General features: G+C 50.7%; 30 protein-coding genes. 15 read left to right on the forward strand and 15 right to left on the reverse strand.

Annotated features, from left to right (window positions below):
- The first annotated feature begins 4 nt into the window (after positions 1–4).
- Genes PSI9734_RS07220 through flgL form a run of 5 tightly spaced genes read left to right on the forward strand, consistent with a single transcriptional unit; the run spans position 5 to position 4,956 of the window.
- Positions 5–670, forward strand: coding sequence for a flagellar basal body L-ring protein FlgH (locus PSI9734_RS07220; protein WP_173920443.1), 666 nt, complete (start codon positions 5–7; stop codon positions 668–670).
- A gap of 11 nt (positions 671–681) precedes the next feature.
- A complete protein-coding gene (locus tag PSI9734_RS07225; protein ID WP_173920444.1) occupies positions 682–1,782 on the forward strand; it encodes a flagellar basal body P-ring protein FlgI in 1,101 nt (366 codons plus the stop codon).
- On the forward strand, positions 1,782–2,087 hold the full coding sequence (locus PSI9734_RS07230) for a rod-binding protein (RefSeq protein WP_173920445.1): 306 nt from the start codon (positions 1,782–1,784) through the stop codon (positions 2,085–2,087). Before PSI9734_RS07225 ends, PSI9734_RS07230 begins: the two co-directional genes overlap by 1 nt.
- Before the next feature lie 57 nt (positions 2,088–2,144).
- A complete protein-coding gene (gene flgK, locus PSI9734_RS07235; RefSeq protein ID WP_173920446.1) occupies positions 2,145–3,749 on the forward strand; it encodes a flagellar hook-associated protein FlgK in 1,605 nt (534 codons plus the stop codon).
- Between the two features lie 10 nt (positions 3,750–3,759).
- A complete protein-coding gene (gene flgL, locus PSI9734_RS07240) occupies positions 3,760–4,956 on the forward strand; it encodes a flagellar hook-associated protein FlgL (protein ID WP_173920447.1) in 1,197 nt (398 codons plus the stop codon).
- Positions 4,957–4,959: 3 nt separating this feature from the next.
- On the opposite strand, the gene fliR is transcribed toward flgL, so the two are convergent.
- From fliR to fliF, 13 genes are read right to left on the reverse strand one after another with little or no spacing between them, the layout of a single operon-like run.
- Entirely contained in the window at positions 4,960–5,739 is a 780-nt protein-coding gene (gene fliR, locus PSI9734_RS07245; RefSeq protein WP_173920448.1) for a flagellar biosynthetic protein FliR, read from the reverse strand.
- 8 nt (positions 5,740–5,747) lie between these two features.
- On the reverse strand, positions 5,748–6,017 hold the full coding sequence (fliQ, locus tag PSI9734_RS07250) for a flagellar biosynthesis protein FliQ (protein ID WP_173920449.1): 270 nt from the start codon (positions 6,015–6,017) through the stop codon (positions 5,748–5,750).
- Positions 6,018–6,025: 8 nt separating this feature from the next.
- Complete coding sequence (gene fliP, locus PSI9734_RS07255) at positions 6,026–6,721, reverse strand: flagellar type III secretion system pore protein FliP (RefSeq protein WP_425500056.1); 696 nt, start codon at positions 6,719–6,721, stop codon at positions 6,026–6,028.
- A 54-nt stretch (positions 6,722–6,775) separates the two neighbouring features.
- On the reverse strand, positions 6,776–7,150 hold the full coding sequence (fliO, locus tag PSI9734_RS07260; RefSeq protein ID WP_173920451.1) for a flagellar biosynthetic protein FliO: 375 nt from the start codon (positions 7,148–7,150) through the stop codon (positions 6,776–6,778).
- Entirely contained in the window at positions 7,147–7,497 is a 351-nt protein-coding gene (gene fliN / locus PSI9734_RS07265; protein WP_217420768.1) for a flagellar motor switch protein FliN, read from the reverse strand. The genes fliO and fliN overlap by 4 nt, the downstream gene beginning before the upstream one ends.
- Positions 7,490–8,557, reverse strand: coding sequence for a flagellar motor switch protein FliM (gene fliM, locus PSI9734_RS07270; RefSeq protein ID WP_173920452.1), 1,068 nt, complete (start codon positions 8,555–8,557; stop codon positions 7,490–7,492). The genes fliN and fliM overlap by 8 nt, the downstream gene beginning before the upstream one ends.
- A gap of 9 nt (positions 8,558–8,566) precedes the next feature.
- The gene (locus PSI9734_RS07275) at positions 8,567–9,061 is read right to left on the reverse strand and encodes a flagellar basal body-associated FliL family protein (RefSeq protein ID WP_173920453.1); all 495 of its coding nucleotides are present in this window, start codon (positions 9,059–9,061) and stop codon (positions 8,567–8,569) included.
- A 30-nt stretch (positions 9,062–9,091) separates the two neighbouring features.
- On the reverse strand, positions 9,092–10,369 hold the full coding sequence (locus PSI9734_RS07280; RefSeq protein WP_173920454.1) for a flagellar hook-length control protein FliK: 1,278 nt from the start codon (positions 10,367–10,369) through the stop codon (positions 9,092–9,094).
- A gap of 6 nt (positions 10,370–10,375) precedes the next feature.
- Positions 10,376–10,822: a flagellar export protein FliJ gene (gene fliJ / locus PSI9734_RS07285; RefSeq protein WP_173920455.1), complete on the reverse strand. Its 447-nt coding sequence runs from the start codon at positions 10,820–10,822 to the stop codon at positions 10,376–10,378.
- 11 nt (positions 10,823–10,833) lie between these two features.
- A complete protein-coding gene (fliI, locus tag PSI9734_RS07290; protein ID WP_173920456.1) occupies positions 10,834–12,177 on the reverse strand; it encodes a flagellar protein export ATPase FliI in 1,344 nt (447 codons plus the stop codon).
- Positions 12,164–12,898, reverse strand: a complete 735-nt coding sequence (locus PSI9734_RS07295; protein WP_173920457.1) for a flagellar assembly protein FliH — start codon at positions 12,896–12,898, stop codon at positions 12,164–12,166. Before PSI9734_RS07295 ends, fliI begins: the two co-directional genes overlap by 14 nt.
- Entirely contained in the window at positions 12,885–13,904 is a 1,020-nt protein-coding gene (gene fliG, locus PSI9734_RS07300) for a flagellar motor switch protein FliG (RefSeq protein WP_217420769.1), read from the reverse strand. The genes PSI9734_RS07295 and fliG overlap by 14 nt, the downstream gene beginning before the upstream one ends.
- Entirely contained in the window at positions 13,894–15,651 is a 1,758-nt protein-coding gene (gene fliF, locus PSI9734_RS07305) for a flagellar basal-body MS-ring/collar protein FliF (protein WP_173920458.1), read from the reverse strand. The genes fliG and fliF overlap by 11 nt, the downstream gene beginning before the upstream one ends.
- A gap of 176 nt (positions 15,652–15,827) precedes the next feature.
- On the opposite strand from fliF, the gene fliE reads away from it, so the two are divergent.
- The gene (gene fliE, locus PSI9734_RS07310; protein ID WP_173920459.1) at positions 15,828–16,148 is read left to right on the forward strand and encodes a flagellar hook-basal body complex protein FliE; all 321 of its coding nucleotides are present in this window, start codon (positions 15,828–15,830) and stop codon (positions 16,146–16,148) included.
- 3 nt (positions 16,149–16,151) lie between these two features.
- Here the strand turns inward: fliE and PSI9734_RS07315 are convergent, their stop codons facing one another.
- Positions 16,152–16,502, reverse strand: coding sequence for a hypothetical protein (locus tag PSI9734_RS07315; RefSeq protein WP_173920460.1), 351 nt, complete (start codon positions 16,500–16,502; stop codon positions 16,152–16,154).
- Between the two features lie 68 nt (positions 16,503–16,570).
- Positions 16,571–17,677: a FliC/FljB family flagellin gene (locus PSI9734_RS07320; protein ID WP_173920461.1), complete on the reverse strand. Its 1,107-nt coding sequence runs from the start codon at positions 17,675–17,677 to the stop codon at positions 16,571–16,573.
- Between the two features lie 191 nt (positions 17,678–17,868).
- Here PSI9734_RS07320 and PSI9734_RS07325 point away from each other — a divergent pair, with 191 nt between their 5' ends.
- The 9 genes from PSI9734_RS07325 to flhB all read left to right on the forward strand — a co-directional run bounded on the left by PSI9734_RS07325 (position 17,869) and on the right by flhB (position 26,010).
- Positions 17,869–19,566: an HD domain-containing phosphohydrolase gene (locus PSI9734_RS07325; protein WP_173920462.1), complete on the forward strand. Its 1,698-nt coding sequence runs from the start codon at positions 17,869–17,871 to the stop codon at positions 19,564–19,566.
- 116 nt (positions 19,567–19,682) lie between these two features.
- Entirely contained in the window at positions 19,683–21,041 is a 1,359-nt protein-coding gene (fliD, locus tag PSI9734_RS07330; protein WP_173920463.1) for a flagellar filament capping protein FliD, read from the forward strand.
- A 12-nt stretch (positions 21,042–21,053) separates the two neighbouring features.
- The gene (gene fliS, locus PSI9734_RS07335; protein WP_173920464.1) at positions 21,054–21,452 is read left to right on the forward strand and encodes a flagellar export chaperone FliS; all 399 of its coding nucleotides are present in this window, start codon (positions 21,054–21,056) and stop codon (positions 21,450–21,452) included.
- Positions 21,453–21,517: 65 nt separating this feature from the next.
- Complete coding sequence (locus PSI9734_RS07340; RefSeq protein WP_173920465.1) at positions 21,518–21,820, forward strand: flagellar protein FliT; 303 nt, start codon at positions 21,518–21,520, stop codon at positions 21,818–21,820.
- Entirely contained in the window at positions 21,817–22,611 is a 795-nt protein-coding gene (gene fliK, locus PSI9734_RS07345; protein WP_173920466.1) for a flagellar hook-length control protein FliK, read from the forward strand. The genes PSI9734_RS07340 and fliK overlap by 4 nt, the downstream gene beginning before the upstream one ends.
- Positions 22,608–22,883 carry an EscU/YscU/HrcU family type III secretion system export apparatus switch protein gene (locus tag PSI9734_RS07350; protein WP_173920467.1) on the forward strand — a complete coding sequence of 92 codons (276 nt, stop codon included), beginning with the start codon at positions 22,608–22,610 and terminating at the stop codon, positions 22,881–22,883. Before fliK ends, PSI9734_RS07350 begins: the two co-directional genes overlap by 4 nt.
- A 103-nt stretch (positions 22,884–22,986) precedes the next feature.
- A complete protein-coding gene (motA, locus tag PSI9734_RS07355; RefSeq protein ID WP_173920468.1) occupies positions 22,987–23,853 on the forward strand; it encodes a flagellar motor stator protein MotA in 867 nt (288 codons plus the stop codon).
- Positions 23,853–24,752: a flagellar motor protein MotB gene (gene motB, locus PSI9734_RS07360; protein ID WP_173920469.1), complete on the forward strand. Its 900-nt coding sequence runs from the start codon at positions 23,853–23,855 to the stop codon at positions 24,750–24,752. Before motA ends, motB begins: the two co-directional genes overlap by 1 nt.
- Positions 24,753–24,867: 115 nt before the next feature.
- Positions 24,868–26,010 carry a flagellar biosynthesis protein FlhB gene (flhB, locus tag PSI9734_RS07365; RefSeq protein ID WP_173920470.1) on the forward strand — a complete coding sequence of 381 codons (1,143 nt, stop codon included), beginning with the start codon at positions 24,868–24,870 and terminating at the stop codon, positions 26,008–26,010.
- Positions 26,011–26,016: the final 6 nt, after the last annotated feature.

The following is a 26,016-nucleotide window of genomic DNA, read 5'->3' on the forward strand; positions in this document are numbered from 1 at the left end:
TAAAATGCTTCGCGTCGCTCTTCTAGCTATCAGTATCGGCCTTTTTCTCAGCGGGTGTGCAGGTGCGCCTGCGCCAATTGTGGTTGAGCCTTATACACCAATTGAAGTGCCACAACGGCCTGAAGGCCAAGCCAATGGTGCTATTTTTCAGGCGCAGCAAGGCTATATTCCGTTGTTTGAAGACCAGCGTCCGCGCCTAGTTGGCGATGTGATCACCATAGTGCTAGATGAACAGGTTAATGCCACCAAATCGTCGTCGTCGAATGCAAGCCGTATCAGCAACGTCGGTGTCGACCTCGAGGGCTTACCCGATGCGCTCGATGAACTTGCCAAATATGGTTTCTCGGTTGGTAGCGCCAACGACTTTAACGGCTCTGGAGGCTCCAGTGCATCGAATCAGTTTTCGGGCATCATCACGGTGCAGGTGACGCAGGTGCTACCCAACGGCAACTTGCGAGTGCGCGGCGAAAAGCAAATGGCGATTAACCAAGGAACGGAATTCATTCGCTTCTCGGGCATTGTCAATTCACGCATGATTAGCGGACAAAATACCGTGCTCTCCACTCACGTAGCAGAAGCACGGCTCGAGTACATCGGCGATGGTTACATCGCTGGCACGCAACGCATGGGTTGGTTGCAGCGCTTTTTTAACTACATTTCACCACTTTAACGGAAGCTAGCATGCAGCGTTTTCTGACTCATTTGGTTTTTATCAGCGCACTGCTCTTCGGTTCGAGCACTGCAGAGCCCATTAAGCAGCTCGCTGACTTCGCCGGCGTGCGCGATAATAGTTTGGTGGGCTACGGCTTAGTGGTCGGCCTCGATGGCTCGGGTGACCAAACCATGCAAGCCCCCTTTACCGGACAGAGCATGGTCAACATGTTGTCACAGCTGGGTGTCAGCATACCGCCGGGCACCAATATGCAATTGCGAAACGTGGCCGCGGTGGTGGTCACCACTGATCTACCCGCGTTCGCTCGCCCCGGACAACGTCTTGACGTGGTGGTGTCATCGATTGGTAACGCCAGAAGCCTGCGCGGTGGAACCTTGCTCATGACGCCACTTAAAGGCGCCGATGGCAACGTTTATGCGTTGGCCCAAGGCAACCTGCTGATCAATGGCGTAAGTGCCGAATCACAAGGCTCATCGGCCAGTATTAACCAACAGGCTGGCGGACGTATTAGCGGCGGTGCCACGGTTGAACGTTCTGTTGGGCTAGAGTTAGGCCGCGATAACGGCATGCTGCAATTGAATTTGCGTCAGCCCGACTTTGCCACCGCGCAAAATGTTACCGACGCCATCAACCTTGAGTTTGGCTTGCAAACCGCCGAAGCACTCGACGGCGGTACCATCGCCATTCGCGGCCCAGAAGAGGCGCGCGACAGAGTTCGTTTCATGGCACAAATTCAACAACTTGAGGTGACGCCTGCAACTGCATCGCCGCGCGTGGTGCTTAACTCGCGTAGTGGCTCTGTGGTGATAAGCGGACCGGTTACCTTGCAACCGGCGGCAGTGGCCCACGGTAATCTTTCAGTTACGATCAGTAGTCGCCCCTTTGTCAGTCAGCCTGGGCCGCTAAGCGACGGTGACACCGTGGCCGGACAAACAGCCGATATTTCCATAGAGCAACAGCAGGGCACGTTGCGCACCGTGCAGGGTGTTGATCTACTCGATGTGGTAGATGCGCTCAATAGTCTCGGCGCTACCCCCAACGACTTAATGGCAATTTTGCAGGCGCTACATTCATCCGGTGCGTTACGCGCCGAGCTGGAGATCATTTAATGAGTGATTTACCGCCCTTACAAGGCGTGGCGATGGACGGTCGCCACCTGAGCCAACTAAAAAACTTAGAGCGTGAAGCGCCCGATCAAGCTGCCGCTGAAGCGGCCAAACAGTTTGAAGCCTTGTTTATTCAACAGATGATGAAAACCATGCGAGAAGCCGGCGGCAGCTCAGAGTTTTTTGATAGTAACGCCATGCGCACCTATACCGAGATGCTCGATCAGCAATTCTCAAGTGACCTAGCGCAGCGTGGTATCGGGCTTGCCGAGCAACTGCTTGGCGAATTGCAGTATGGTGCGAAATAACCTTCAAGTTTTCTTACTTGCAGCCGATAGTAAAGCCAGCTGCAGAGGAATTTAACAATGAGCATATTTTCAATTGGGTTGAGCGGAATACGAGCTGCGCAAGCCGGACTTTATACCACGAGTAACAACATTAGTAATGTCGGTACCCCAGGGTATAACCGCGAAATTCTTCAACTATCTGAAAATAAAGCGCAAGGTGTGCAAGTTGATGGTATGCAACGGCAGTTTAATCAACTGGTTGCCAACCGTCTCAATGCCGCCAGCGGCAGCCTTGAGTCCCTCGATACCTATTTCACGCAGTTGCAGCAAATCGATAATGTGCTTGCCGATGAGCGCTCCGGCTTAAACGTTGTGATGGAGAAGTTTTTCGCCTCGTTAAGCCAAGTGGCCGGCAACCCAGCTGATTCCGCCGCACGTGAAGGCGCAATGGGCTCTGCCAAGGTTCTCACCGCACAGTTTCGCTCGTTTGATAGCTACCTAAGCGACATCGGCGCTAGCGTTGATCGTCAATTAGCCTTTGAAGTAAACAGCGTGAATACCTTGACGGAACAAGTAGCAGCCTTAAATAAAGAAATTTTAATGGCGAAAGCAACCGTCGATGGCGCCCCCAACAGCCTGCTTAATCAGCGCGACCAACTGGTGCATGAGCTGAGCCAAAAAGTCGATATCCGTGTGAATCAGCAAGACTCAGGATCCTACAGCATCGCCCTAAGTGATGGCTCACAACTTGTGGCGGGTGATCTTGCTTCGCAGTTAAAGGTGGTGACCGACAAAGCCGATCCGTCGCAGGTGAGCATTGTACATACCGACATTACTGGCGCCGAGAAGCCGTTGGCCGAATCGGTCTTTAATCGTGGTGCGGTAGCAGGGCTACTGGAGTTTCGCAGTGATAGTTTAAGTAAACTAGAGAACCAAGTAGGGCAAATGGTGGTGGCCTTCACCGCCGCCTTCAATGAGTTGCATAGCACGGGCGTTGACCTCAATCGTCAGCCGGGACAAGCAATGTTCTCAGCGGGCCAGACGGTAACCTATCCCCACGCCGACAACCAAAGCGCAACCACTGCAACCACCACCATCAGCGATGCGAGTGCCGTGTTAGCGACCGATTATCAAGTTCGCCAAACCGCAAGTGGCTTGCAAGTAACCCGGCTCGATACGGGTAAAGTGGTTGCCGCGAATTATGATGCCGCTACCTCGACACTTGCCTTTAACGGGTTAGAAGTCACCTTTGACGGCGCTCTAGCCGAGGGCGATAGCTTCAAGTTAAAGCCTCTTGCAGAACAAGCGGCAAATTTTGAATTGCTGCTGTCTGATGGCGACCAAATTGCAGCTTCAGAATCAGGCGCCAGTGGCGATAACCGAATTGCGTTGGCGTTGACCCAATTACAGAGCGAACCTTTGGTGCAAGGCAACCGCAGTTTGAGCCAAGCCTACGGTGCCATTATCAATGGGGTTGGTAATCAAATGAACATTGTGCAGGCAAATAAGGCCGCGCAACAGGGGCTCACCGAGCAGTTGCAAGGGCTGCAGCAATCAGAGTCGGGGGTTAACCTAGACGAAGAAGCAGCAAACCTTATTCGCTATCAACAGTATTACCAAGCAAATGCCAAGGTCATTGAAACCGGCACCACCTTGCTTGATACCATTCTTTCACTAAGGTAGGGGCTGACGCATGCGTATTAGCACTATGAGTATGTACAATCAGAGCGTTGCATCGATGAACCGTCAACAATCTGATTTCGCCGATATCAGCCAAAAGATCGCCAGCGGTAAACGCGTGGTATCCATTGCCGATGATCCGCAGGCAATGACTAAAGCCATTGATGTGCGTCAATCACAGGCGCTCAACGAACAGTTTTCCGCAGCGCGTGTCGGTGTACGCAATAATCTGTCGCAAGAAGAAAGCCTGTTGAACTCTGTGACGGATACCTATAGCCGCGCCAAAACCTTATTAGTGCAAGCGGCCAGTGATTCGTTGTCTGATCTTGACCGTGCCTCGGTCGCCAGTGAATTGAAAGGGTTGTATCAATCCCTTGAGGGGCTGGCAAATACTCGTGATGCCAATGGTCAGTACCTATTCGCCGGCTATGCCGACGACACCGCACCTTTTGCCAAAGACGCCAACGGCTCGTTGAATTATATTGGCAGTACCGACGTGCGCGAGCAACAGGTCGATAGTGAGCGACGCATGGCGGTTGGCCATAGCGGTGACGAGATTTTTGCCGCGGTACACCCAAGCGCGAGTTATGGCTTTCAAGCCGCGCAAGATAATCAAGGTTCGCTGAAAGTTGGTAACCTAGCGATTATCGACCCAAACCATGTAAATTTCGGTCAAAAATATGATATTAGCTTTGAAACGAATGCCGGTCAGCTGCAGTACCGTGTCAATAATGGCCAAGCCCAAGACTATGCCTCACCTATGACGCTGGCGCTTGATGGCGTTGAAGTTGAACTTACCGGCACACCAACGGCGGGTGATAGCTTAAGTGTTGGCCGCGGAGCCGACTTACCCACCAACATTTTCAAAACGATGGAAAATGTCATTGCAGTTCTCGACAAACCAGCAGCAGATGATGCCAGTAAAGCGCAGCGCGCGAACCAGATCCGTTCGGCCATGCAGCAGTTTGATAATGGCCTCGATAATGTGTTGACCAAGCGCGCTGAATTAGGGGCGCGGTTAAACGAACTTGATAGCCTGGATGTGATCAGCGGCAACCAAACCTTGGCGAATGCACAAACCACCTCTGATTTGACGGACCTTAACTATGTTGAGGCAAGTGCTGAATACAGTCTGCGCATTGTTGGTTTGCAAGCAGCACAACAGACCTTTGCCTCAATGAAAGATATGAGCTTATTCAAATTTCTCTAGGCGCTAGACTAAGAATAAACTATCAAGAAACTGAAAACCGAGCTGGAACAGGGCTTGTAAATAAGCCCCTAGCTCGGTCATTAACACCACCAACAACACCATTCCCAGCGTTAGTGACATCGGAAAACCGACCGAGAACACGGTTAGCTGCGGCGCTGAGCGATTCAGTATGCCTAAGGTTAAATTGACGATAAGCAGCGCGCCAAACACCGGCAACGCCAGCAATATACCTGAACTAAAGACCACGCTACCAAAGCGTACGATGGCCATGAAAATATCACTGGGTAAACTTGCCACACTGGCAATCGGTAGCCACGCGAACGAGCGAACGAGGGTTTCAATGAGTAGTAAATGACCATCGATAGTGACAAACATTAAGCTCGAGAAGACAAAGAAAAAGCGCGATAAAATCATCGTGTTGGTGCCACTGTCGGGCGAGAAAAAGCTCGCAAAGGCAAGCCCCATCTGTAAGCCAATGTACTCACCAGCAGCTTGAATCGCAGCAAAAATAATCTGCATCACCACACCGATAGCAGCGCCTATCACTAGTTGCTCAACGATAATGCCAAAGCTGGCCCATGAGAACAGCGGTACCTCGGGCATCGGTGGTAACAACGGGCCAACCAGAATGCTAAGAATAGCGACCACCGCTAGTTTGACGCGATTAGGAATGCTGGAGTGGCTAAGAATGGGCGCACTGATAAAAAGTCCAGTAAAGCGACAGAAGGGCCAAAAAAATAGGCTTATCCAGCTTTCAAGTTCGGCGAAAGTGACCGTTACCATACCCGCACCTACTGAATCATATTAGGAATATTGGTAAATAAACGAGTGGTAAAGTCGATAATAAGCTGCAACAGGTAGGGGCCAAGTATTACCAGAACCGTCAGTACGCCAAGAATTTTCGGAATAAAAGACAGGGTCATTTCGTTGATTTGCGTTGCCGCTTGAAACAAGCTTATCAGCAACCCCAGCCCCAACGCGGTAAGCAATAGCGGGCCGGCTAAATGCAATGAGACGAGCATGCCTTGATAAGCGATGGTCATTACGGTTTCGGGCGTCATAGGCGGCTCTAAAAGTAGAAACTGTTAGCAAGTGAACCGATCAGCAACTGCCAGCCATCGACCAACACGAATAACATGAGTTTAAAGGGTAGCGAAATAGTCGCTGGCGGTACCATCATCATACCTAGCGCCATCAGTACACTGGCGACCACTAAGTCGATAATTAGAAACGGAATAAAAATAGTGAAGCCGATTTGAAAGGCGGTTTTTAGCTCACTGGTGACAAACGAGGGCACCAGCACCTGAAAAGGCACATCTTCAGGGCCAGCAAGGGGCCCGACCGCCGCCAGTTCGGTAAACATGGCTAAATCAGATTCACGGGTTTGGGCCAACATGAACTCACGCAGTGGGCCGCCGGCTGTTTCCAGAAACTGTTGAAAGCCAATGGTGTCTTGACTAAATGGCAGCCAAGCGAGCTCATAAATCTCAGTAAATACCGGGCCCATAATAAAGAACGTAAGAAACAGCGCTAACCCCAAAAGGACTTGATTCGGCGGCGCCGATTGGGTGCCCATCGCGGTACGCAGCAGGCTAAAAACAATGACGATTCGAACAAAGCAGGTCATCATTAACAGCACTGCAGGCAGAAAGGTTAGGCTGGTTAAAAATAATAGGGTTTGCAGCGGTAACGACCATTGCTGTCCGTCGGCCGTTTGTTCGATGCTGGGGCCGGGAATACTTTGTGCCCATAATGTTTCAGGCATCAGCAACGCAAGTAACGCTAGCAGAATAATGACACTTCTAATCACCGCAAATCCTTACTTACTTGAGTTACTTAGTTGCTGTTTAAAGGCCGTTTGAAAGCGTTCCGCAAACGAGCCTGAGGGCTTAGCGGGGCGCTCTTGTGGCGCCATTTCATGTACTTTTGAAATACTCTGAGGGGTAACGCCAAGGACGATCCATTTATCGTCAATTTCCACCACCAACAAGCGCTCTTTCGCGCCAAGATGGGTGGTACTCACCACTTTCGCGACACGATGGGCACCTTGCGGTGACAGCGCGAGCTTACGAAACAGCCAGCCGCAGATAAAAATCACCGCCACGATCAAAATTAATACGCCGGCCACTTGGCCAAACATGGCTAAGCCGCTGGAAAGTTCAAGCGCAGGGGCCTGTGTCGCGTTGGTGGTCATCGGTTTAGCTTCTGCACACGCTCTGCTGGAGTTACAATTTCGGTAATACGAATGCCGTATTTGTCGTCCAGCACCACTACTTCGCCTTGGGCAATAAGGTAACCATTAATATGGATGTCCATTGGCTCACCGGCGAGTCCGTCTAATTCAACCACTGAGCCTTGCGCAAGCTCAAGCAACTGTTTAATGGTCACCTGGGTGCGACCCAGCTCAACGCTCAGTTTTACCGGAATATCCATGATCATATCGAGATCGTTGGCCGCTGCGTCGGTAGCCGAGCCTTGCTTGTCGTTGTCTTGCATTTCTTGCAACGCATCATCCCATGGGTTCTGGTTCTCATTACTCATTATCTGATTCCTTCGCTTTTAGTGGGGAAAACCCAGATTGCGTTCTTGCTTGTAAAATAGCTTCGGGCACGCGATGGTTATTTAGTATGCGCTGTACCTTCAGTGCCCGTTTGTGTTCGGTATTACCAAATTCACACTCGAGCATCGGCAAATTGTTGACCGTGGCGACGACCTTTTCTGGTAAGTCAATCGGCACCACATCTCCGGGCTTGAGCGACATCACCTGCGGTATGCGTAAGTTGAGTTCGACAAAGTTCGCCACCAGCTCAACCTGTGACTGCTGGACTTCTTCTTTGATGCGGTTATGCCAGATTTTATCGTTGCCACTACCACCTAGGTCGGCGCGCAAGTTGGAAAGCTTCTCGCGTAGCGGCTCTACCATCGCGTATGGCATACAAATGGTGAAATCGCTTTCAAGCTGGCCAATTTCAACATGAAAGCTGGTGGCAACCACGATCTCGCTCGGTGAGCTGGTTATGGTGGCAAATTTGGAATGCATTTCCGAGCGAATATAGCGGATCTCAATGGGGTGCACCGCACGCCAAGATTCTTGGTACGCGTCTATGGCAAGGTTGAGCACTCGATTGATAATGCGTTGCTCGGTGGCCGTGAATTCGCGCACTTCATGCCGTGTTACAAAGCGCCCGTCGCCGCCAAACAAGTTCTCAACGATCACCGAAACCAAGCTATGTGGAAAGGTGATAAGTGCCGTTCCACGCAAGGGCTTCATTGATACCATGTTGATGTTGGCCATCGCAGGGGCTTCTTTGGCAAACTCGCTATAGCGCTGATAGCGTACCGATTGCACACTAATATCTGCGTTGCGCCGCAACAAATTGAAAAGGTTCATGCGGAACTGACGCGCAAAGCGCTCGTTAATGACCTCGAGCGTATGCAAGCGATCGCGCACGATGCGTGCTTGCGTCGCCGGGTCAAAAAACTGACTGTCGCTGCCTTTCAGGCTCGTGCTTGAACCCTCATCGGCTTCAGTTGATTCCTCTGAAGCATCCGAGAGCAAGGCGTCGAGCTCTTCTTTTGAAAGTTCATTGCCGTCGCTCATGTTGCTACCTTACTGCACAATAAATTCGGTAAACAAAACTTTGTTAATTTCAATCGACTCGTCACCATTGTAAGGCTCGCTCAGGGTGTTAGCGATGCTCTGGGCCAGCAGCTGTTTACCTTCTGATTGCGCAATTTGTTCGGCATTCTTACCCGACAGTAGCACTAACAAACGGTTACGTACCTGTGGCATGTTTTTATCAAGTAACGCCCGAACATCGTCATTGGGTAGTTCGAGGGTTAAACCTGCATAAAGTAGACGTGGGCCAAATTGATCGTTTTCTAAATTAACCGTAAAGGGCTTAATGGTCAGGAACACCGGCTCATAAGGCTCTTTCTCCTCGACTTCAGCCGTGCCTTCAGGGTTCGCTGTGACCGCCGTATTGGCGCGCGTGTCCCATAGCAGCCAAGTATTAATGGCTATCAAACCAAGCATGAGAAACATCAATACATACATTAGCTTAGAGGTTGAAGCAGGTTTCTTTTCGTCGGCGTTCTTGGCCATTTATTGATTCCTTTATTGGTTGTCTTGACGCTAGGCGTACAAATCGACTCTAGTATTTTGCGGCTGTGGTTCGCTAGGTGGTTGGTCTTGCACCGGTGTCTCGGCAAGCTCGTCAGTTCGGCGCTCTGTGCCTGAACCTTGTTCGCCACCCTTAGAGTGTTGAGATGTGCCTTGCTGAAATTCTTGTCGTGTTTCATTTTGCTGATGAAATTCGGCATCGGCAAGGGTTAGCCCTTGCGCATTCATCGCTTCACGCAACTGTGGCAGTGCCGCCTCCAATGCCGCACGTACATGATGGCTATGGGTAAAAATGGCCAATTGTGTTTTGCCGTCGTCTTGATTCATTTGAATCTGAATTGGACCAAGCTCGGCGGGCCGCACCTTAAGTACTAATTCATTTTGATTGCGTGTCACCATTTGGAACATGGCATCGTTCATTTGCTTCTGCCAGGCTTGTGAGCCCACGCTTGCGGGTAGCGTCATGCTAGGCGCTGAAGTTGCTACCGGTGCTGGCGTTGGCGCGGTGTTTAAAGGCCGAGCGCTATCCTGTATCGATTGTTGCAGTAGCGCATCTGCCGTGTGCCGCATAGGTTCAGCGTGCTCTATTGGTAAACCAGTAGTAAGTGACGTTCGCTTGGTCTGCCATACCGTTAACTGAACTTCTGGGGCCGCTTTTAACTGTACCTTCGGCTGCAACTGCACCGGTTGTGTCGCTACTGGCGGCGCCACTTGGCTGGCTTGCTTGCTCGCCTGTTTGCTGGCTTGTTGGCTGGCCTCAGTTATCACGGCCGTCAGCATCGGCTGCGCCGTCACCTGAGTTTTACTGTCAAGGTTGGTAACTGGCTGCGGTGGGCGAGTTTTCGGTTGATTGTAGTGTTGAATGAGTTCATTGGCCGCCGGCTTGGTGGCTGCCGCAGTTGTTTGTAACGGTGGCTGCAGTGCCGCCATATTTAGGCCCAAAGTATTTGCAACCGTATCGGCCACAGTATCAACAACCGTATCGGCCACAGTATCAACAACCGTATCGGCCACAGTATCAACAACCGTATCGGCCTCATCGTTTTTCCGAAAAACCGACGCAAGTTTGATTTCAGCCGTCTTGTCTGTGCTGTCATCAGCCGTTAATGCGTCATTTAAGGTCGTCGGCAACGCTGGGTTTGCGCCTTGCTTGATGTGGGAACTGGTCGCTGCAGTCAGGCGAGCAAACATCTCCGTGAACCCGCCGCCGATAGCATTAGGTGCAGATTGTTCATTGCTCGGCGTTGCCGCAAGAGCGGTCACAGCTTTAAAGTTCGCCACATTCATCATCGCTGTTTAAGCCTTTTTTTGCTGACGTAAATACGACGCCATCGATAACTCGTCTGTTAGGTTTTGCTCGCGTCGTTCTGCGCGTTGCCGAATTTGTTGCTGCTGTCGTGTTTGCAATAAATCAAACGATTGCCAACGCTGTTGTTTGTCGCGCCATGTTTGCTGGCTCGATGACACTTTCTGCTGATGCTGAGCAAGGGTTTGTTGAGCTTGCAAAATCGCATTATCCAGACTTACTAAAAAGCTTCGATAGGTGCTTAACATCGAAGGTTTCATGCCCGCCATGAGTTGCAACTGTAATTGCTGTGCATACTCGTTGCGGTAGTCTTTAAGCACCTTTAGCTGCTGTTCAATTTTTTGTGTATTGTTGCGATCGTCGGCCAGCACTTTGGCGGCCTGCGTGCGCGCCTGCTCTGCTTGTTCAGTTAAATGCGCTAAAGTACCATTGTTCATTATGCCAATCCTTATAGCGATCCTAAGCCTTCAATAGCGGCATCAAAATGGGCTTGTTCATCCATTTGCTGCTGCAAGAAGTGTTCAATTTTTGGGTACTTCTGTACCGCTTGATCAAGTAACGGGTCGTGCCCGGGGCTGTACGCACCCACGCTCACTAAGTCACGATTACGCTGATACACCGAAAACAGTTTTTTCATGCGCCGCGCGGCTTGCAGTTGCTCGCTGCTAACTACCGATGACATGACGCGACTTATCGATGCTTCAACATCAATTGCGGGGTAATGCCCACTCTCTGCTAGCTCCCGCGAAAGCACGATATGTCCATCGAGAATGGCGCGCGCTGAATCGGCGATGGGATCTTGTTGATCGTCACCCTCGGTAAGTACTGTGTAGAACGCCGTGATAGCACCACCATTGCGTGGCCCATTGCCAGCCCGCTCAACCAAAGCGGGTATTTTCGCAAACACACTCGGCGGATAACCTTTGGTCACCGGCGGCTCGCCAATGGCCAAGGCTATTTCTCGTTGCGCCATGGCGTAACGCGTTAGTGAGTCCATTAGTAGCAGTACATGCTTGCCTTCGTCGCGAAAGGACTCTGCTAGCCGGGTCGCGTACGAGGCACCCTGTAAACGCTCCAGCGGTGAAGCATCCGCCGGAGAGGCCACCACCACAGAGCGTTGACGGCCACTTTCACCGAGTATATTTTCAATAAATTCTTGCACTTCGCGTCCGCGTTCGCCGATTAAACCCACCACTATGACATCGGCTTTGGTGTAGCGGGCCATCATGCCCAGCAGTACCGACTTACCCACACCAGAGCCGGCAAATAAGCCGATGCGTTGCCCTCGACCTATGGTTAACAGGGCATTAATGGCGCGAATGCCGACATCAAGTGGCTGCTGGATAGGGGCCCGTGACAGCGGATTTAAAGCTTTGCTGGTGAGCTCACCATAGGGGGTGTCTTTACTGATTTTACGACCATCGATAGGGTTACCAGCGCCATCGATAACGCGCCCAAGAAGTTGTTCGCCTAACGGGAAACGACGCTGTTGAGCTTGCCCTGCCAGAGGCATCACTAGGGCCCCAGGGGCGAGATTACGTACTGAGTCGAGGGGCATGAGGTAGGTCACATTATCGGCAAAACCTACCACCTCAGCTTCTGTTTTGCTTGCGCCGTTGGCAATCAAGCAGGCACTGCCAACGGGCAATTGAATGCCTACCGCTTCGAGCACCATGCCGGTGGCGCGCACAAGTTTGCCGCACAGGGTCCATTTGGGTTGCTGTTGAACATCACCGTTCACGCGGTCAATGGCGGTTTGCCAGTTGGCTAGGTGGCTATTAGTTGCCTCCATGTGAACCTCGCAGCTGTTCCGTGATACGTTGCCAACGAGTTTCTAGGGTGGCATCAAGTTCACCATGCTCACTCACCAACCGACAGCCACCACGACCAACACGTTCGTCGTGACGAAGCTTCCAACCGGCCTGTTGTAGTTCTGTGGCAAGGTGTTCTGCCACCAACGTATGATCGTCGGGGTGCAACAGCAGGGTCGGGCGATCTTTAATAAAGGGGTCTTCATGTAAGATCTCGCGCACTAGGGTAAGAATCTGCTCCGGATGTACCTCTAACGCCTCACCGGCAAGTTGCTTGCCGACGGTTAAGGCCAGTTGTACTAGGCTTTCGGCAAACTGTTCGTCGAGTTTGGCAACCGCTTGGTTAAAGTGTTCGACCATGCTGCTCAGTGGTGTCAAAGTTTTGCTGCAGCGTTCTGTAAAGGCCTCTTCAGTGGCTTTTTGAGCTTGCTCTTGGCCGTCTTTGTAGCCTTCCGTAAAGCCTTGCTCTCGGCCTTGCTCGAGCCCTTGTTGAAACGCTTCCGCGCGGGCTTTTTCGCGTAGCTGCTTGAGCTCACTTTGCGGTTCAAAGGAGGCGCTCTCTTGCGCATTCGCAGCCTCATCGGTTGCCGCTGTTGAACGTTTTGGCAAACGCTGGAAGTCCCATGAGGTCCACTCCTGATCAGCGGTGGCTGCGGTCTCGTGGTTGTTTGCGTTTAGCTCAAAGGGTTTAAATGTAGGCATCTTCACCACTGCTTAAAACAATTTCGCCAGAGTCCGCTAATTTACGCACCACCTGTAGAATGGCTTTCTGCTCAGACTCAACCTGAGATACCCGCGTAGGGCCACGTGTTTCCATATCATCACGCAACATTTGTGCGGCGCGTTGCGACATGTTTTTAAGAAACTTATCGACCAGTTCTGCTGGCGCACCTTTAAGGGCAACCACCAATGAAGGCGTTTCAATTTGCCGCATGAGCACTTGTATGCTGCGGTCATCCAGATCAAGCAAGTTCTCGAATAAGAACATTTCATCGATAATCTTTTGTGCCAGCTCATCATTAAAGGCGCGAATGTTTTCCAGTGCCGTATCTTCATGGCCGGCACTGAGCAGGTTAAGAATTTCAGCGGCGGTACGTACACCACCCATTTTGCTGCGCTTCAACGACTGCCCGTCGAGCATGCCACCGAGAACTTCGGTAAGTTCCTGCAACGCAGCAGGTTGTACGCCAGAAAACGATGCGACTCGCAATACCACATCGTTACGCAAGCGCTCTTCGAATAACTCGAGCACACCGGCGGCTTGGGCGCGATCTAAGTGGATCAAAATAGTGGCAATAATTTGCGGATGCTCGTCTTTAATCATTTCTGCGACTTCTGACACTTCCATCAGGTTCAGTGCGTCCATACCAGCGCCGCCCACCTTGTGCTCTAGGATGTCTTCGATCAGGGTATTGGCGCGGTCTTCGCCCAGAGCCTTGGTGAGCACCGAACGCACGTAGTCGTCGTTTTTGTCTAAGCTAGGGGTTTGGCTGAAGTCGTTATGAAAGTTGTTAAGTACTGATTCGATTTCCGCCTGGGTGATGCCATTTAACTTAGACATTTCTTTACTGATCTTTTGAATCATATTGGCGGGAAAATGCTTCAGCACCTCGGCCGCGGCCTCTTCTTCAAGCACCAAAAGAATGAGCGCGGCTTGTCTGATACCCGCGGCGTTTGCATGAGACATGGTGCCAGTATTATTGGTCATTGTGTTCCTCAGCGATCCAGTTCTGCAAAACTTGTGCAACTTGACGAGGGTGCTGCTGCGCGGCCGTTTTCGCTTTCGTTAAGGCGGCGTCATAATTGTTATGCGAAGGGCTTAAGTTGGCGGTACTGTTAGCCGCACTGTTGGCCACAGTAGTGGCCTCGGCAGAGGACGTGCCGTATGGCATGTTGTCGTCTTCGTCGCCGACAACTGCGCGCAATTGGCCTTTTGAGGTGCTAGGCTCTTGTCTCCCTTGGGTCGGAACAGCATCACGTCGGCGCTTCAGTAACGGGCGCAAAATAAGCCAATAGAACATCAGTCCTACGATACCAACCACCGCATATTTCAGCAGCTGTGAAATTAGGTCAATGATATGTTGTTGCTCATACCAAGGGCTTTCAACCACTTCATGGGTCTCGGTAACAAAGGGCGCATTGACAATCTCAAGCTGATCGCCGCGCGCATCAGAATACCCCATCGCTTGTCGGACTAAGCGATTAATATGATCAAGCTCTTCGGGGCTGCGCGGTTCAAGCTGTGGCTCACCGTTTGCATCGAGGGTCACGCGATGATTGACCACCACTGCCACCGACAAACGCTGCAGCACACCTTGTTGGTGCTGGATATGTTCGACGGTGCGGTCGACTTCATAGTTCACAACTTGGTCTTGCTGCATTTGCAGGTTTGCCGTGGGTTCGGTATCGGCATCGTTGTTCGCAGGGTCAACAATCGGTGAGGCAGCGACCCCAGGTGGGGTGTTGCTAACGGCACCAGGAATTCCTTCGGCCGCTGCGCCATTACCGTTAACATTCAGATTACGCTGAATGCTGCGCACCGCTGCAGTATCACTGGTTTGGTTTGGGGTATAGCGTTCGGCCGTGGCTTCTCGAATGGCGAAGTCGACGTCGGCAACCACTTGTGCTTGAACGTTCTCGGGCCCTAAAAAGGGCGTTAAAATCGATTTGATACGTTTTTCGTAGGTGCTTTCAACTTGCTTTACGTAGTCAAGTTTACTGCCGTTGAGTGACTCATTGTCAGACTGGCTTGAAAGTAGGCTGCCGTGTTGGTCAACCACGGTCACGTTGTCAGGGCTGAGGTTGGCAACACTACTTGAAATCATATGTACCACCGACTGCACCTGACCTTCGGTAAGCGTGCGGCCGGGGTGTAAGGTGGCAACGACCGATGCTTTGGCTGGCTGCCGGTCACGCACAAATACTGAGTCTTTGGCCATGGCTAAATGAATACGGGCCTTTTGCACCGGCCCTAAGGCTTCAATCGAGCTTGCCAACTCACCTTCAAGGGCGCGCTGGAAGTTGACTTTTTCGGTGAACTGGCTAATACCAAAGGCTTGGTTGTCTAACAGTGAGAAACCGACATTGCCCGCGTTGGGCAAGCCTTGCTCGGCCATTTGCAAACGAAGCCGATGTACCTGATCGCTAGGCACCGAAATAGCACCGCTAGCGCTCAGTTGATAAGGAATTTGGCGAGCGTCCAGCTCGGCAATAATTTCGCCACCGTCGGCTTCAGACAAATTGCTGTAAAGTACGCGATAATCGGGGGTCGACGCCCACAACGCGAGCGCAATCATCAAACCGATGAAAGCCGCGCCGCCCAGTAGCAAGGGTACGAGACCATTTTCTTTTACCGACACCAGCCAGCTAATAACGCCACTCTGGTTAGTGGCGTTTGCGCTGTTTTGTTTCGTTGCGTGCCCAGCGTTCGTCGCTGGTGCTTGGGATGCTGCCATGTCGCGAATCAACTCTTAGGTTTAGACGGAATTTTCTAGAGCACATTATGCAAACAACCAGGCAAGCGGAAACCGAAGAAAAGAGCAGTTTTTTATCCCTTAATAAGTCTTTCGACGTTCGTGCACAGTGATACCTTATGTCGTAACCATGTTTTCGGCTGTAAAAGGAAAGAAAAATGAGCGTGCCAGCCATTCAAACTGCATTAAACAAGATGCAGGCGATGCAAGAACAGGTGCAAACGAATAGCGTCAATGCGAGCCAAGCGCCGCAGAATCAAGGTTTCGCTGCTGAGCTCAAGCAGTCCGTCGAAAAAATCAATGAACTGCAACAGACCTCAGGTGCCAAAACCACCGCGTTTCAACTGGGCGATCCTAATGTTTCGCTGAGCGAGGTGATGGTGGCAAAACAAAAAGCCGGTCTTGCGTTTGATATGGGAGTGCAGATGCGGAATAAGTTGGTCGGTGCTTATAAAGAAATTATGAGTATGCAGGTTTAACGCTTACATAGATAAATTGAAGTGCGCGGCGATTTTGTCCACTTTTTGATAGAGTCGCCAAGCGGCGTCTATGGCGATGGCCTCGTCGGCCGTCAACGCTAATTCAGTTTCATCGGTCTCAATTCTTTGCAGATCATACTGGCCCTGCGTTCGTTCGAGTAAGTGACGGATGTTACTTTTTATCATCACCAGCTCTAGCTCGAACTCACTTTTTAGTTCAAGAATACGCTCGCGTTGTGCGGGTGCTTTCCAGACCAAGTCGTCAACCTTGTCGATAATCACGCGCTCAATAATTTGTAACTTGGGCAGCAGCTCAGTTATCAACTCGTTTGCTTTAATGCTTTTGCTTGCCATAGTACCCGCCGATAGAAATAGTAGAGGCGCCCACGAGGCGCCTCTGCTTTAACGCTTGTCAGGTGTTATTAACCTAGTAGCGATAACACTGATTGTGGCAGCTGGTTCGCTTGCGCTAACACAGATGTACCTGCTTGTTGCAAGATCTGTGAACGCGTCATGCTCGCAACTTCAACCGCATAGTCAGCATCTTCGATGCGTGAACGTGCTGCTGCCAGGTTGGTTTCGTTGGTTTGCAAGTTAGTAATTGCAGACTCGAAACGGTTTTGGATAGCACCTAAGTCTGAACGCAAGGTATCAACGTCGCTTAATGCTGAGTCGATTGCCGCTAATGGAGAGGCTGAACGCTCAGAAAGAATTGTTGCTGTGTCAGAGTTAAAGTTCACCGTTAGGGTACCGTCGTCGGTGCCTGCGCCTGCAGTACCGTCACCGATGGTAAAGGTAGAAGAGTCTACAGCGATAAAGGCATTGTTACCATCTGCATCAGTACCAGAGACATACCATTGGCCGCTGTCGTCTTGTGATAATCCTGCAGCAGTGAATGATGAGCCGGCGTCAGTCAGCGTTAAGTTACCTGCTGGAACGTCGTCACCGTCGCCGTCGACAAAGTCGCCAGTTTGTAAAGCAGTCAAGCCGCTTGATTCAAGACCATTGACGTTGAATGTATCCATATTCAGGGTGGTAGAATTCATTTCTTTCAAGTTAACGTCGATCTTCTCGCCGTCATTTGCACCAACTTGAATTGAAAGCGCTTGGTCAGCGGCAAGTACTTTAGTGCCGTTGAAGCTGGTTTCAGAAGAGATACGGTCGATTTCGCTTAAACGCTGAGTGATTTCAGCTTGAATCGAGTTCAAGTCGTCTTGTGAGTTGGTGCCGTTTTGCGCTTGTACACTCAATTCACGAATACGCTGCAAGTTATCGTTAACTTGGTTTAATGCGCCTTCTGCTGTTTGTGCAACAGAGATACCATCGTTCGCGTTACGTTGTGCTTGCGAAAGACCGGTGATCTGTGAAGACATACGGTTGGCAATTGCTTGACCAGCAGCGTCGTCTTTAGCGCTGTTGATACGCAGGCCAGATGAAAGACGCTCCATTGAAGTTTGCAATGCAGATTGCGACTTCATCAGGTTTTGCTGACCAATCATCGAAGTAATGTTGGTATTAATTACTGACATAGTCCTATTCCTTATTTGATTTCAAATTGGGCCGCCGATTTGGCCTGCCGTCAACCTAGTTATCGGTCACGTTTCTGAAATCTTTAGCACTTTTTATTTTTTATTTGTAAGGCGTAAATCTCGTGCATTAATAACTAAAGAATTACCCGCAGTGGCCGATACTGACGCAAAGGATCTGTGAGGACGTTGAATTGGCCAAGCAAGAAGACAGTCAGGATGAGCTGCAATCGGTGACGAACACCCCGCAAATTGCTGCCTATTTAGAGAAGCTCGCGCAACGCGGTACGGCTTCCGTTTGTCTTAAAAACGGCAGCAATGAAGAGTACCCAGCGCTGTTTCACGAGATAACGCCAGAAGAAGAGATCATCTTAGACTTCACCGGTATTCGTGACTTTGTACCTCCACTTCGTGGCGGCGCGAATTTTCTTATTTACGGTTACACCCCAACGGGTTTTGTGAGAACCGCACCGGTAAAAGTCGAGCGCTTTGAAAACCTCGATGGTCGTTTGCTGGGCAAAGTTACTTGGCCTAACCGCGTTGAAGTACGGCAACGTCGTGCAAGTTTTCGGGCAACATTGCGCGTTGGCATGGAAGCCTTAGTGACCCTCAAAAGTTCAAGTTTAGACTCTGGTGAAACCATTAGTCTGGTAGGCGATTTGCGGGACCTGTCGGCCGATGGCTGTTTAGCTGAATTTAGTATTTATTCAAGCGCATCGAAACTCCTACCTGACTTTGTTGCCATGTGCGAATTAACCTTCCCCAATGGTACGCAACTGGAGCTTATGGCGGATATTCGCCACATACAAACCGACTACGATCGTAAAGTGATTGCCGCCGGTGTTAGGTTTCAGAATGTCGAACAGGAACGGCAAATATGGAACCTGGTGCAAGAAATCGAGCGAGAGGCCAGCCGCAACGCGCATGAGGGAAGTCATAGATCGCCGACGGATCTATTTACCTATAAAGATGGTGGTCAGGCGCTATTGGGGCGCCGACAGTCGCGTAATCACCCCACCCCCATGGCTAATTTGCTGGCGAATCTTGCCGGATACCTTGATAGTCAAATGCTATTACTACAACAGGAAGGGCGATTCGATAGCTATCAGCTGTCGAAGCAAACAGACCATCTATTGCAGTTGCTCAAAGAAGACCGTGAAGCCGTTCTATTTGCCACCCAGTGCCTGCATCATGAGTCGCTATGGGTGCAACACTGCATCGCGGTAGCAAGCCGTTTAGGTGACCTACTGCTCGCCCTTAAAACCCCGCAAGATGTGTTGAAGTCAGCGACGGCAGCCGCGTTAATTCATGATCTTGGCAAGGTTCTAATCAACCCTACGCTTTGGCGCTCGACCTCGCTGAGTCACTTGGGGTATCAACAAATTCAAGAACACGCCAAGAAAACCTACCATGCAGCACTTGGCATCAAGTGGATTCCACCAGCGATTTCTGAAAACGTCGTGCTACAGGTAAATGAGCGGTTAGATGGTAAAGGGTACCCTAACCGTCTGTCTGGCGACGCCATTGGTCAACTAGCCCGGGCCGCTATGGTCATTGATGTGATGGACGCTTTACAGCGCCCACGGCCTGATCGAAACCCACTGAATAGCGCAACAGCATGGCAGTTAATCAACGGGGTACATGGGGTTTTTGATGACCGCTGGAAAGCGCGCTATCTGGAGCGCTTTGGTAAAATTGCAGTAGGGAGTTTAATTCGATTCGACTCGGGGCAATTAGCATGGGTGACCGGGCTTGATGCTGACAACAAGATCCGCGAAGTACGGCTGACACCCCATGCCAACCCACCGGATCATGAGCTTGGTGAAACACTACAAGACTCGAAGCTACGGGTACTCGGTGGCATACGAGAAATTGTTGCGGTGCAAAACTAAAGTTTATGGCAGTTATGACGATAATGTAATAAGCGTCGCTTTTTAGGCTTTATTAAAAGGTTTAAAAGTCGATAAATAAGGCACACTGGCCGGGGTTTCAGACGAGGTTTAAAGTTATGGCATCAATTGCGTCACTAGGTGTCGGTTCAGGACTCGACTTAAATGGATTACTAAATCAATTAGAGTCGGCAGAGCGTCAACGCCTGCAACCGCTAGCTGTGCAAAAAGCGAGTTTTCAGTCACAAATTTCGGCGTACGGTAAGCTTGAGGGCACACTGTCGCAATTTCAAAATTCATTGGCGCAACTGGGCAAAGCAGAAACCTTTGCTGCGGTTAAAAGCAACGTTTTTGGTGACGCCTTCTCGGCGGCAGCAAATTCTGAAGCGGTACCAGGGCGCTATTCGATTGCGGTGGAAGCCTTAGCTAAATCCTATAGCAGCGCCACCATCGGGCTCGACGATAAAGCCCGAGAATTAGGCGCAGGCGATATCGATATCACTCTTGCCAACGGTGATACACACACGATTAGTATTGCCGCTGACGCATCGTCGCTCGATCAAGTTCGTGACGGTATTAATGCCGCCCAAAACGACGTGGTTGCAAGTGTCATCAATGACGGTGATGCAACTTCGCCTTATCGGCTGGTTATTCATTCGGCAAAAACCGGTGAACAAGCGAGTGTCTCGAATCTCAGTTTTAATGGATTTGGTGGTGAATTAACGAGTGACTCAGCGACCGTGCAAGCAGGCACTAACGCCCGCTTTACAGTCAATGGACTCACCGTTGAAAGCGCATCGAACCAAGTAGAAGAAGCGATTCAAGGGGTCACACTTAACTTGAGCAAAGCCGGTGAAACGTCGGAACTGGCGATTACACGCGATAGCAATGCGATTGAGAAGTCAGTGAAAGACTTTATTAAGTCGTATAACAGCCTGAACTCGACGGTTCGAGATCTCGGTTCTTACAACGCGGAAACGCAAAGTGGCGGGCGCCTACTCGGCGATAGCAGCCTGCGCATGGTGCAGTCTGAATTGCGTTCTATTTTCTCGGAAACGGTCGTGGAAAGCTCTAGTTTCACCTTCTTGTCTGAGTTAGGAATTGCCCGAGAATTGGACGGCTCACTTACCGTCGACGATGAAAAACTGGCGACGGTTACCAACGAGCAACTGGGCGATTTAACCACCTTTTTCACCGGCCAAAACGAACAGCCCGGCTTTAGTAGCCAAGCAAAAACAGTTATTGACCGTTTACTGGATGAAAATGGTGTTATTTCAACCAGTACCGAGGGTATGAAGAGTGCGATCACCCGTATTGATGAACGCATCGCCCGTGAAGAAATCTCTATTGGCCAAACGGTGGAACGCTATCGCACTCAGTTTGCCCAACTCGATAGCATGATCGCCAATATGAACTCGACCAGTTCTTATTTGACACAGCAATTTGATTCACTCAACGCCCAGTTAGGCCGGAAATAAAGGACAGTCGCTATGTATGGAATGAAGGGAGCCGCGGCCTACGGTCGTGTTGATGTTGAAACCGAGGTACTGAGTGCTAGTAGTCACAAACTTATTGCCTTGCTTTTTGCCAAGTGTTTAAGCCACCTCAAGGCGGCAAAAATCCATTTAGATGCCGGCAACACCGCCCTTAAAGGCGAAGCCATTGGTAAAGCCTTGCGCATTGTTACCGAAGGGCTGCAGGTCTCGTTAGATCAAGAGCAGGGCGGCGCCATTGCCGCACAGCTCGATGCGCTCTATGACTATGCCGCGAATGAATTAATTCAGGCGAATTTACACAATGATCGGCAACGGCTCGTTGCGGTCGAAAAAGTGCTAACTGAGCTTGCCGAAGCTTGGAATGGAATTGCAAAAGAAACAGTAGGCGGATAGCTATCGTGAGTTATTCGCCTAAACTTAAAGATACTAAGCCAGCAATGACTGCGAAAGAGGTGATAATGTCTTACCAAACTCTTCTGGAACACTCGAATAAAATGCTTGCCAGCGTCCGTCAAGGCGACTGGAATAGTTTGATTGAATATGAACTTGATTATATTTGTGAAGTTGAGCGTTTACAGAGTATGGAACACGAGGCTCCACTAGATGCTGCGGAGCAAGAGCAAAAGCGGTCATTGCTTGAAGTGATTATCGACCAAGATCACGAGATCAAAAACCACTTGCTGAATTATCGCAAGTCACTTGAGAAGACCATTCTCAGTATGCATAACAAGCAAACCCTAGAGAGTAGTTATCGCAATTGAGTAGTATAACCCCGCTTCTTGATACCTTAGTGCATCAGGTCGCTGCGCAGAAAGGCACCGTGCCTTTAAACTCTCGCGGCGCAGCACCGGTGGCGCCTATTCAAGCAGCGGGGTCAGCAACACAGTTTAGCCAAGCAGGTCAACAGCTTGCTCGGCTGGTGCAATTGGTCACAAGCTTCCAAGCTGAATTAAGTTCGCAAAGCGCGGCGCCGCGCCCCGGTGGCGTACGTGAAGCGCCGTTTTTTAGCCAGCGCGAGAGCATCCAAATTGACGCTTTAATTAAGCACCTGCACGGTAAAACTCAGCTCTCGGGCCTGTTTTACGAACATGCGCTAAAGCGTTGGACAGAATTACAGTTACCTTTCAGTAGAATTCAACAGCAGCCGCAAAATAGTGCTAGCCACCTGCGCAATGTGTTGGCCAAGCAACAACTAGAAATGGTCAGCTCTGGGTTGTTTCGCTTCGAATTTAATGTGTCCCCAGAACTGCAGTTGTTTGGTGTCGTGCAGCCCGATATTCACCCTTTAGTTCGGCGCTGGCGCGACCAACGTTCACCCAGTGGTGAGCATGAATTTGACGACGGTTGGACCAGCGAAATAGAACTTAAAATGCAAACCTTGGGGCGCTTGCGTGCTCGTATTCGTATGCAATCGGAACGTTTGCATTTAGAGCTGCAAACCCAGGACCAGTGGCACGCCTTGCTCGAGGCAGCGGCGCCAAAGTTGCGCGAGGGTCTGTTCCAGCGGCATCAAATCACCCTTGAGTCGCTCGTGGTTCGAGGTGGATTATGAGTGACTCAGGACCGCTTAACAAAAAAGCCGTGGCACTCAAGTATCAAGCGTTTGACCCCGCCCCCAAAGTGGTAGCGAAAGGTGACCATGAACTTGCCCAACGTATTATTGAAAAAGCCCGCGCCCATGGTGTTTTTGTGCACGAGTCAGAAGACCTAGTAATGTTGCTTGCGAAGCTTGAAGTGGGGGACTTTGTTCCGGCCCAGTTGTGGGAAATTGTAGCGGAATTATTGGTTTGGTTGCAGTCGGTGGAAGCGACTCAAAAAGAATGACCTGAACTGGCCCTAAATCACCTCGAAGTATTGGAACTTTTACTCAAGTTTTCTCCCCCTCAGCCGATATATCCTTAACTGATGCGACAAAAAGGGCCGTGTAGTGCTTATTCTAATTGGTTTCGTAGTTGTTATTGTCTGTGTGTTCGGCGGCTATGCCTTAGCTGGCGGTGCGCTAGGTCCCTTATTTCAGCCACTTGAGTTTTTGATTATCGGTGGTGCCGCGATAGGCGCTTTTATCTCTGCGAACAACGGCAAAGCCATCAAAGCGACCTTTAGTATTACCAAAAAACTGAAAGCGTCGACGCGTCACGACGAAGAAACCTACTTGTCGTTATTGGCGGTGATTTACGAGTTACTGAACAAAATGCGTCGTGAAGGTATGCTTGCCGCCGAAGCAGATGTCGAGAACCCCAACGAAAGTCCGATATTTGCCGCGCACCCGCGCGTGATGGAAGACCCTATGTTGGTTGATTTTATCACTGACTATATGCGTTTGATGATCAGTGGCAACATGAATCCCCATGAGCTTGATGAATTGATGCTGCACGAAATAGAGGTGTTTGAGCAAGAGGGTGAAATTCCAGCAGATGCACTCACCAAAGTAGGTGATGCCATGCCGGCTTTTGGTATCGTTGCAGCAGTATTAGGAGTGGTACGGGCGTTAAGCACTGCAGATGTGCCACCCGATGTGATGGGGAACATGATCGCCCACGCACTCGTGGGAACTTTTTTAGGTATTTTGCTGGGCTATGGCTTTATTAACCCGCTTGCTAGTCGCGTTGAACGGCAGGTAGCGGAAGTGGTGAAAAGCTTGCAAGTGATTCGAGTCACGTTATTGGCGAGTATGCATGGCTACGCGCCGCAATTAGCTGTCGAGTTCGGTCGTAAAGCGCTACACACTCGCGAGCGGCCCTCGTTCTCAACCCTTGAAAACCATGTGCGTGGTACTGGAACGGAATCGTCGTAATGGATGAGCAACGCCAGCCGATTATCATTCGCCGGCGCAAAGGCAAAAAGCATAAGCATCATGGTGGCAGTTGGAAAATAGCCTTGGCAGATTTCATGACCGCCCTGATGGCACTATTTTTGGTGATGTGGATTCTGTCGATGTCGAGCGAAGAGCAGCGGCAAAGTATCTCCGAGTACTTTAAAACTCCGCTTGCAGTAGCCCTGGCCGGGGGCGATAAAAACTCAGCCAGTACCAGCCCGGTTAAGGGTGGTGGCGACGACCCTGTGCATCAAAAAGGTGAGCAGGCTCGCATCGATATGCGGCAACATACGCGGCCGTCAGACGTGCGGCGTCATTTTGCTGATTTGCAGCAACGCATCCAGCAGGCAGTCCAGGCCGATCCGTTATTGAAAGATCTGCAGTCGCAATTGCGCTTTGATATTACCCGTGAAGGTTTGCGGATCATGATGCTAGATACGGAAAGCCGACCGATGTTTGAGCTCGGTAGTGACGTGATCGCTTCTTATATGGAACGACTATTGAAAACCATGGCACCGCTACTGAATGATATTCCGAATCAAATAACTATTAGCGGCCATACCGACTCACTACCTTATGCCGGGGGCGAGTCGGGCTATAGTAATTGGGAGCTTTCAACGGATCGCGCCCATGCTTCTCGTAAAGCTTTATTAGAGGGTGGTTTCAGCTCAGACCAGCTACTTCTGGTAATGGGGGCTGCCGATCGCATACCGCTCGAAAACGCGGCACCGGATGACCCGCGCAATCGTCGAATTACACTGGTGGTGCATACCTTTGAGTCGGCGAGTTTTATCCGAGAACAGGGCTTCTTCCCCCGCGAGTATTCGGAAAGTGAGTTAAACCTACTGCCCGAAGCACTCTCAACTTTGACCCAATAATTTCAATTAACGGATATTTTTCACCGTTTTTCATGCCTTCGAAATGCCGCGAAGTTTGCATAATGATGCTATCGATAGTCTCACCGAAAATTTTCGGTAACGAATCATATGGGTCATGGCCGAAGATAGCTCGAGCGATCAGGAAAAAACCGAAGACCCCACGGCGCGACGAATACAAAAATCGCGCGATGAGGGGCAAGTTGCACGCTCTCGAGAACTGACAACCTTTGTCATGCTTCTTGGGGGTGTGGCTTTGCTGTGGCTGATGAGTTCACCTTTGTTTTATAGCTTAGGTTCGATCATGGAACAATCGTTTGTGTTCGATCGGCAACGGGTGACCGACACGGGACCCATGTTACAAGCGGTATTGAGTTTGGGCGAGCGAGCCTTGTGGGCGATACTGCCGATGTTTGCGGTGCTACTGGTGTTGGCACTCGTGGCGCCGGCGTTGTTAGGCGGCTGGGTGATGTCGGCGAAGTCGTTACAGCCGAAATTCGAAAAACTGAACCCTATCAAAGGCGTAAAACGTATTTTTTCCACCCAGGCACTGGCGGAACTTGGCAAAGCGATTGCCAAGACGGTCTTGGTCGGTGGGGTGCTGTGCTTGTTTTTGTGGGCCGAGCGCTTTTCGTTTATGGAACTACTACGACAGCCAGTACGTGAAGCCTTAATGGGAGCGCTGGAGCTTGCGGCGACGGCCTGCTTACTGATGGCGCTGACCTTAATAGTGGTGGCCTTATTCGACGTTCCCTTCCAATTGATGACCCACACCAAAAAACTTCGAATGACCAAAGATGAGGTCAAACGCGAGAACAAAGAAACCGACGGTGACCCACAAATCAAAGCGAAAATTCGCCAACAGCAACAAGCAATGGCCAAGCAACGCATGATGAACGATGTACCTACGGCAGACGTGATTGTCACCAACCCAAGCCATTATGCTGTGGCGCTCAAATATGACGATAGCAACATGGGCGCACCGCGGGTGGTGGCAAAAGGGGTCGAGCTGATCGCTGAAAAAATTAAGTCACTCGGCAGTGAGCACCGGGTACCCCAGCTGGAGGCGCCGCCCCTAGCTCGAGCTCTCAATAAACATGTTGATATTGGTCATGAAATTCCGGTTGAGCTTTACAGCGCCGTTGCCGAAGTTTTGGCATGGGCGTTCCAAGTCAAAAAGTTTTCCGCTGGTGAAGCGCCGCAACCGCCGCAACCAACGACGATAGACATTCCGCAAGATTATGAGGTAGCGCCGTCGTGAGTGTGG

This window comes from Pseudidiomarina piscicola (assembly GCF_902806985.1).
GTDB lineage: Bacteria > Pseudomonadota > Gammaproteobacteria > Enterobacterales > Alteromonadaceae > Pseudidiomarina > Pseudidiomarina piscicola.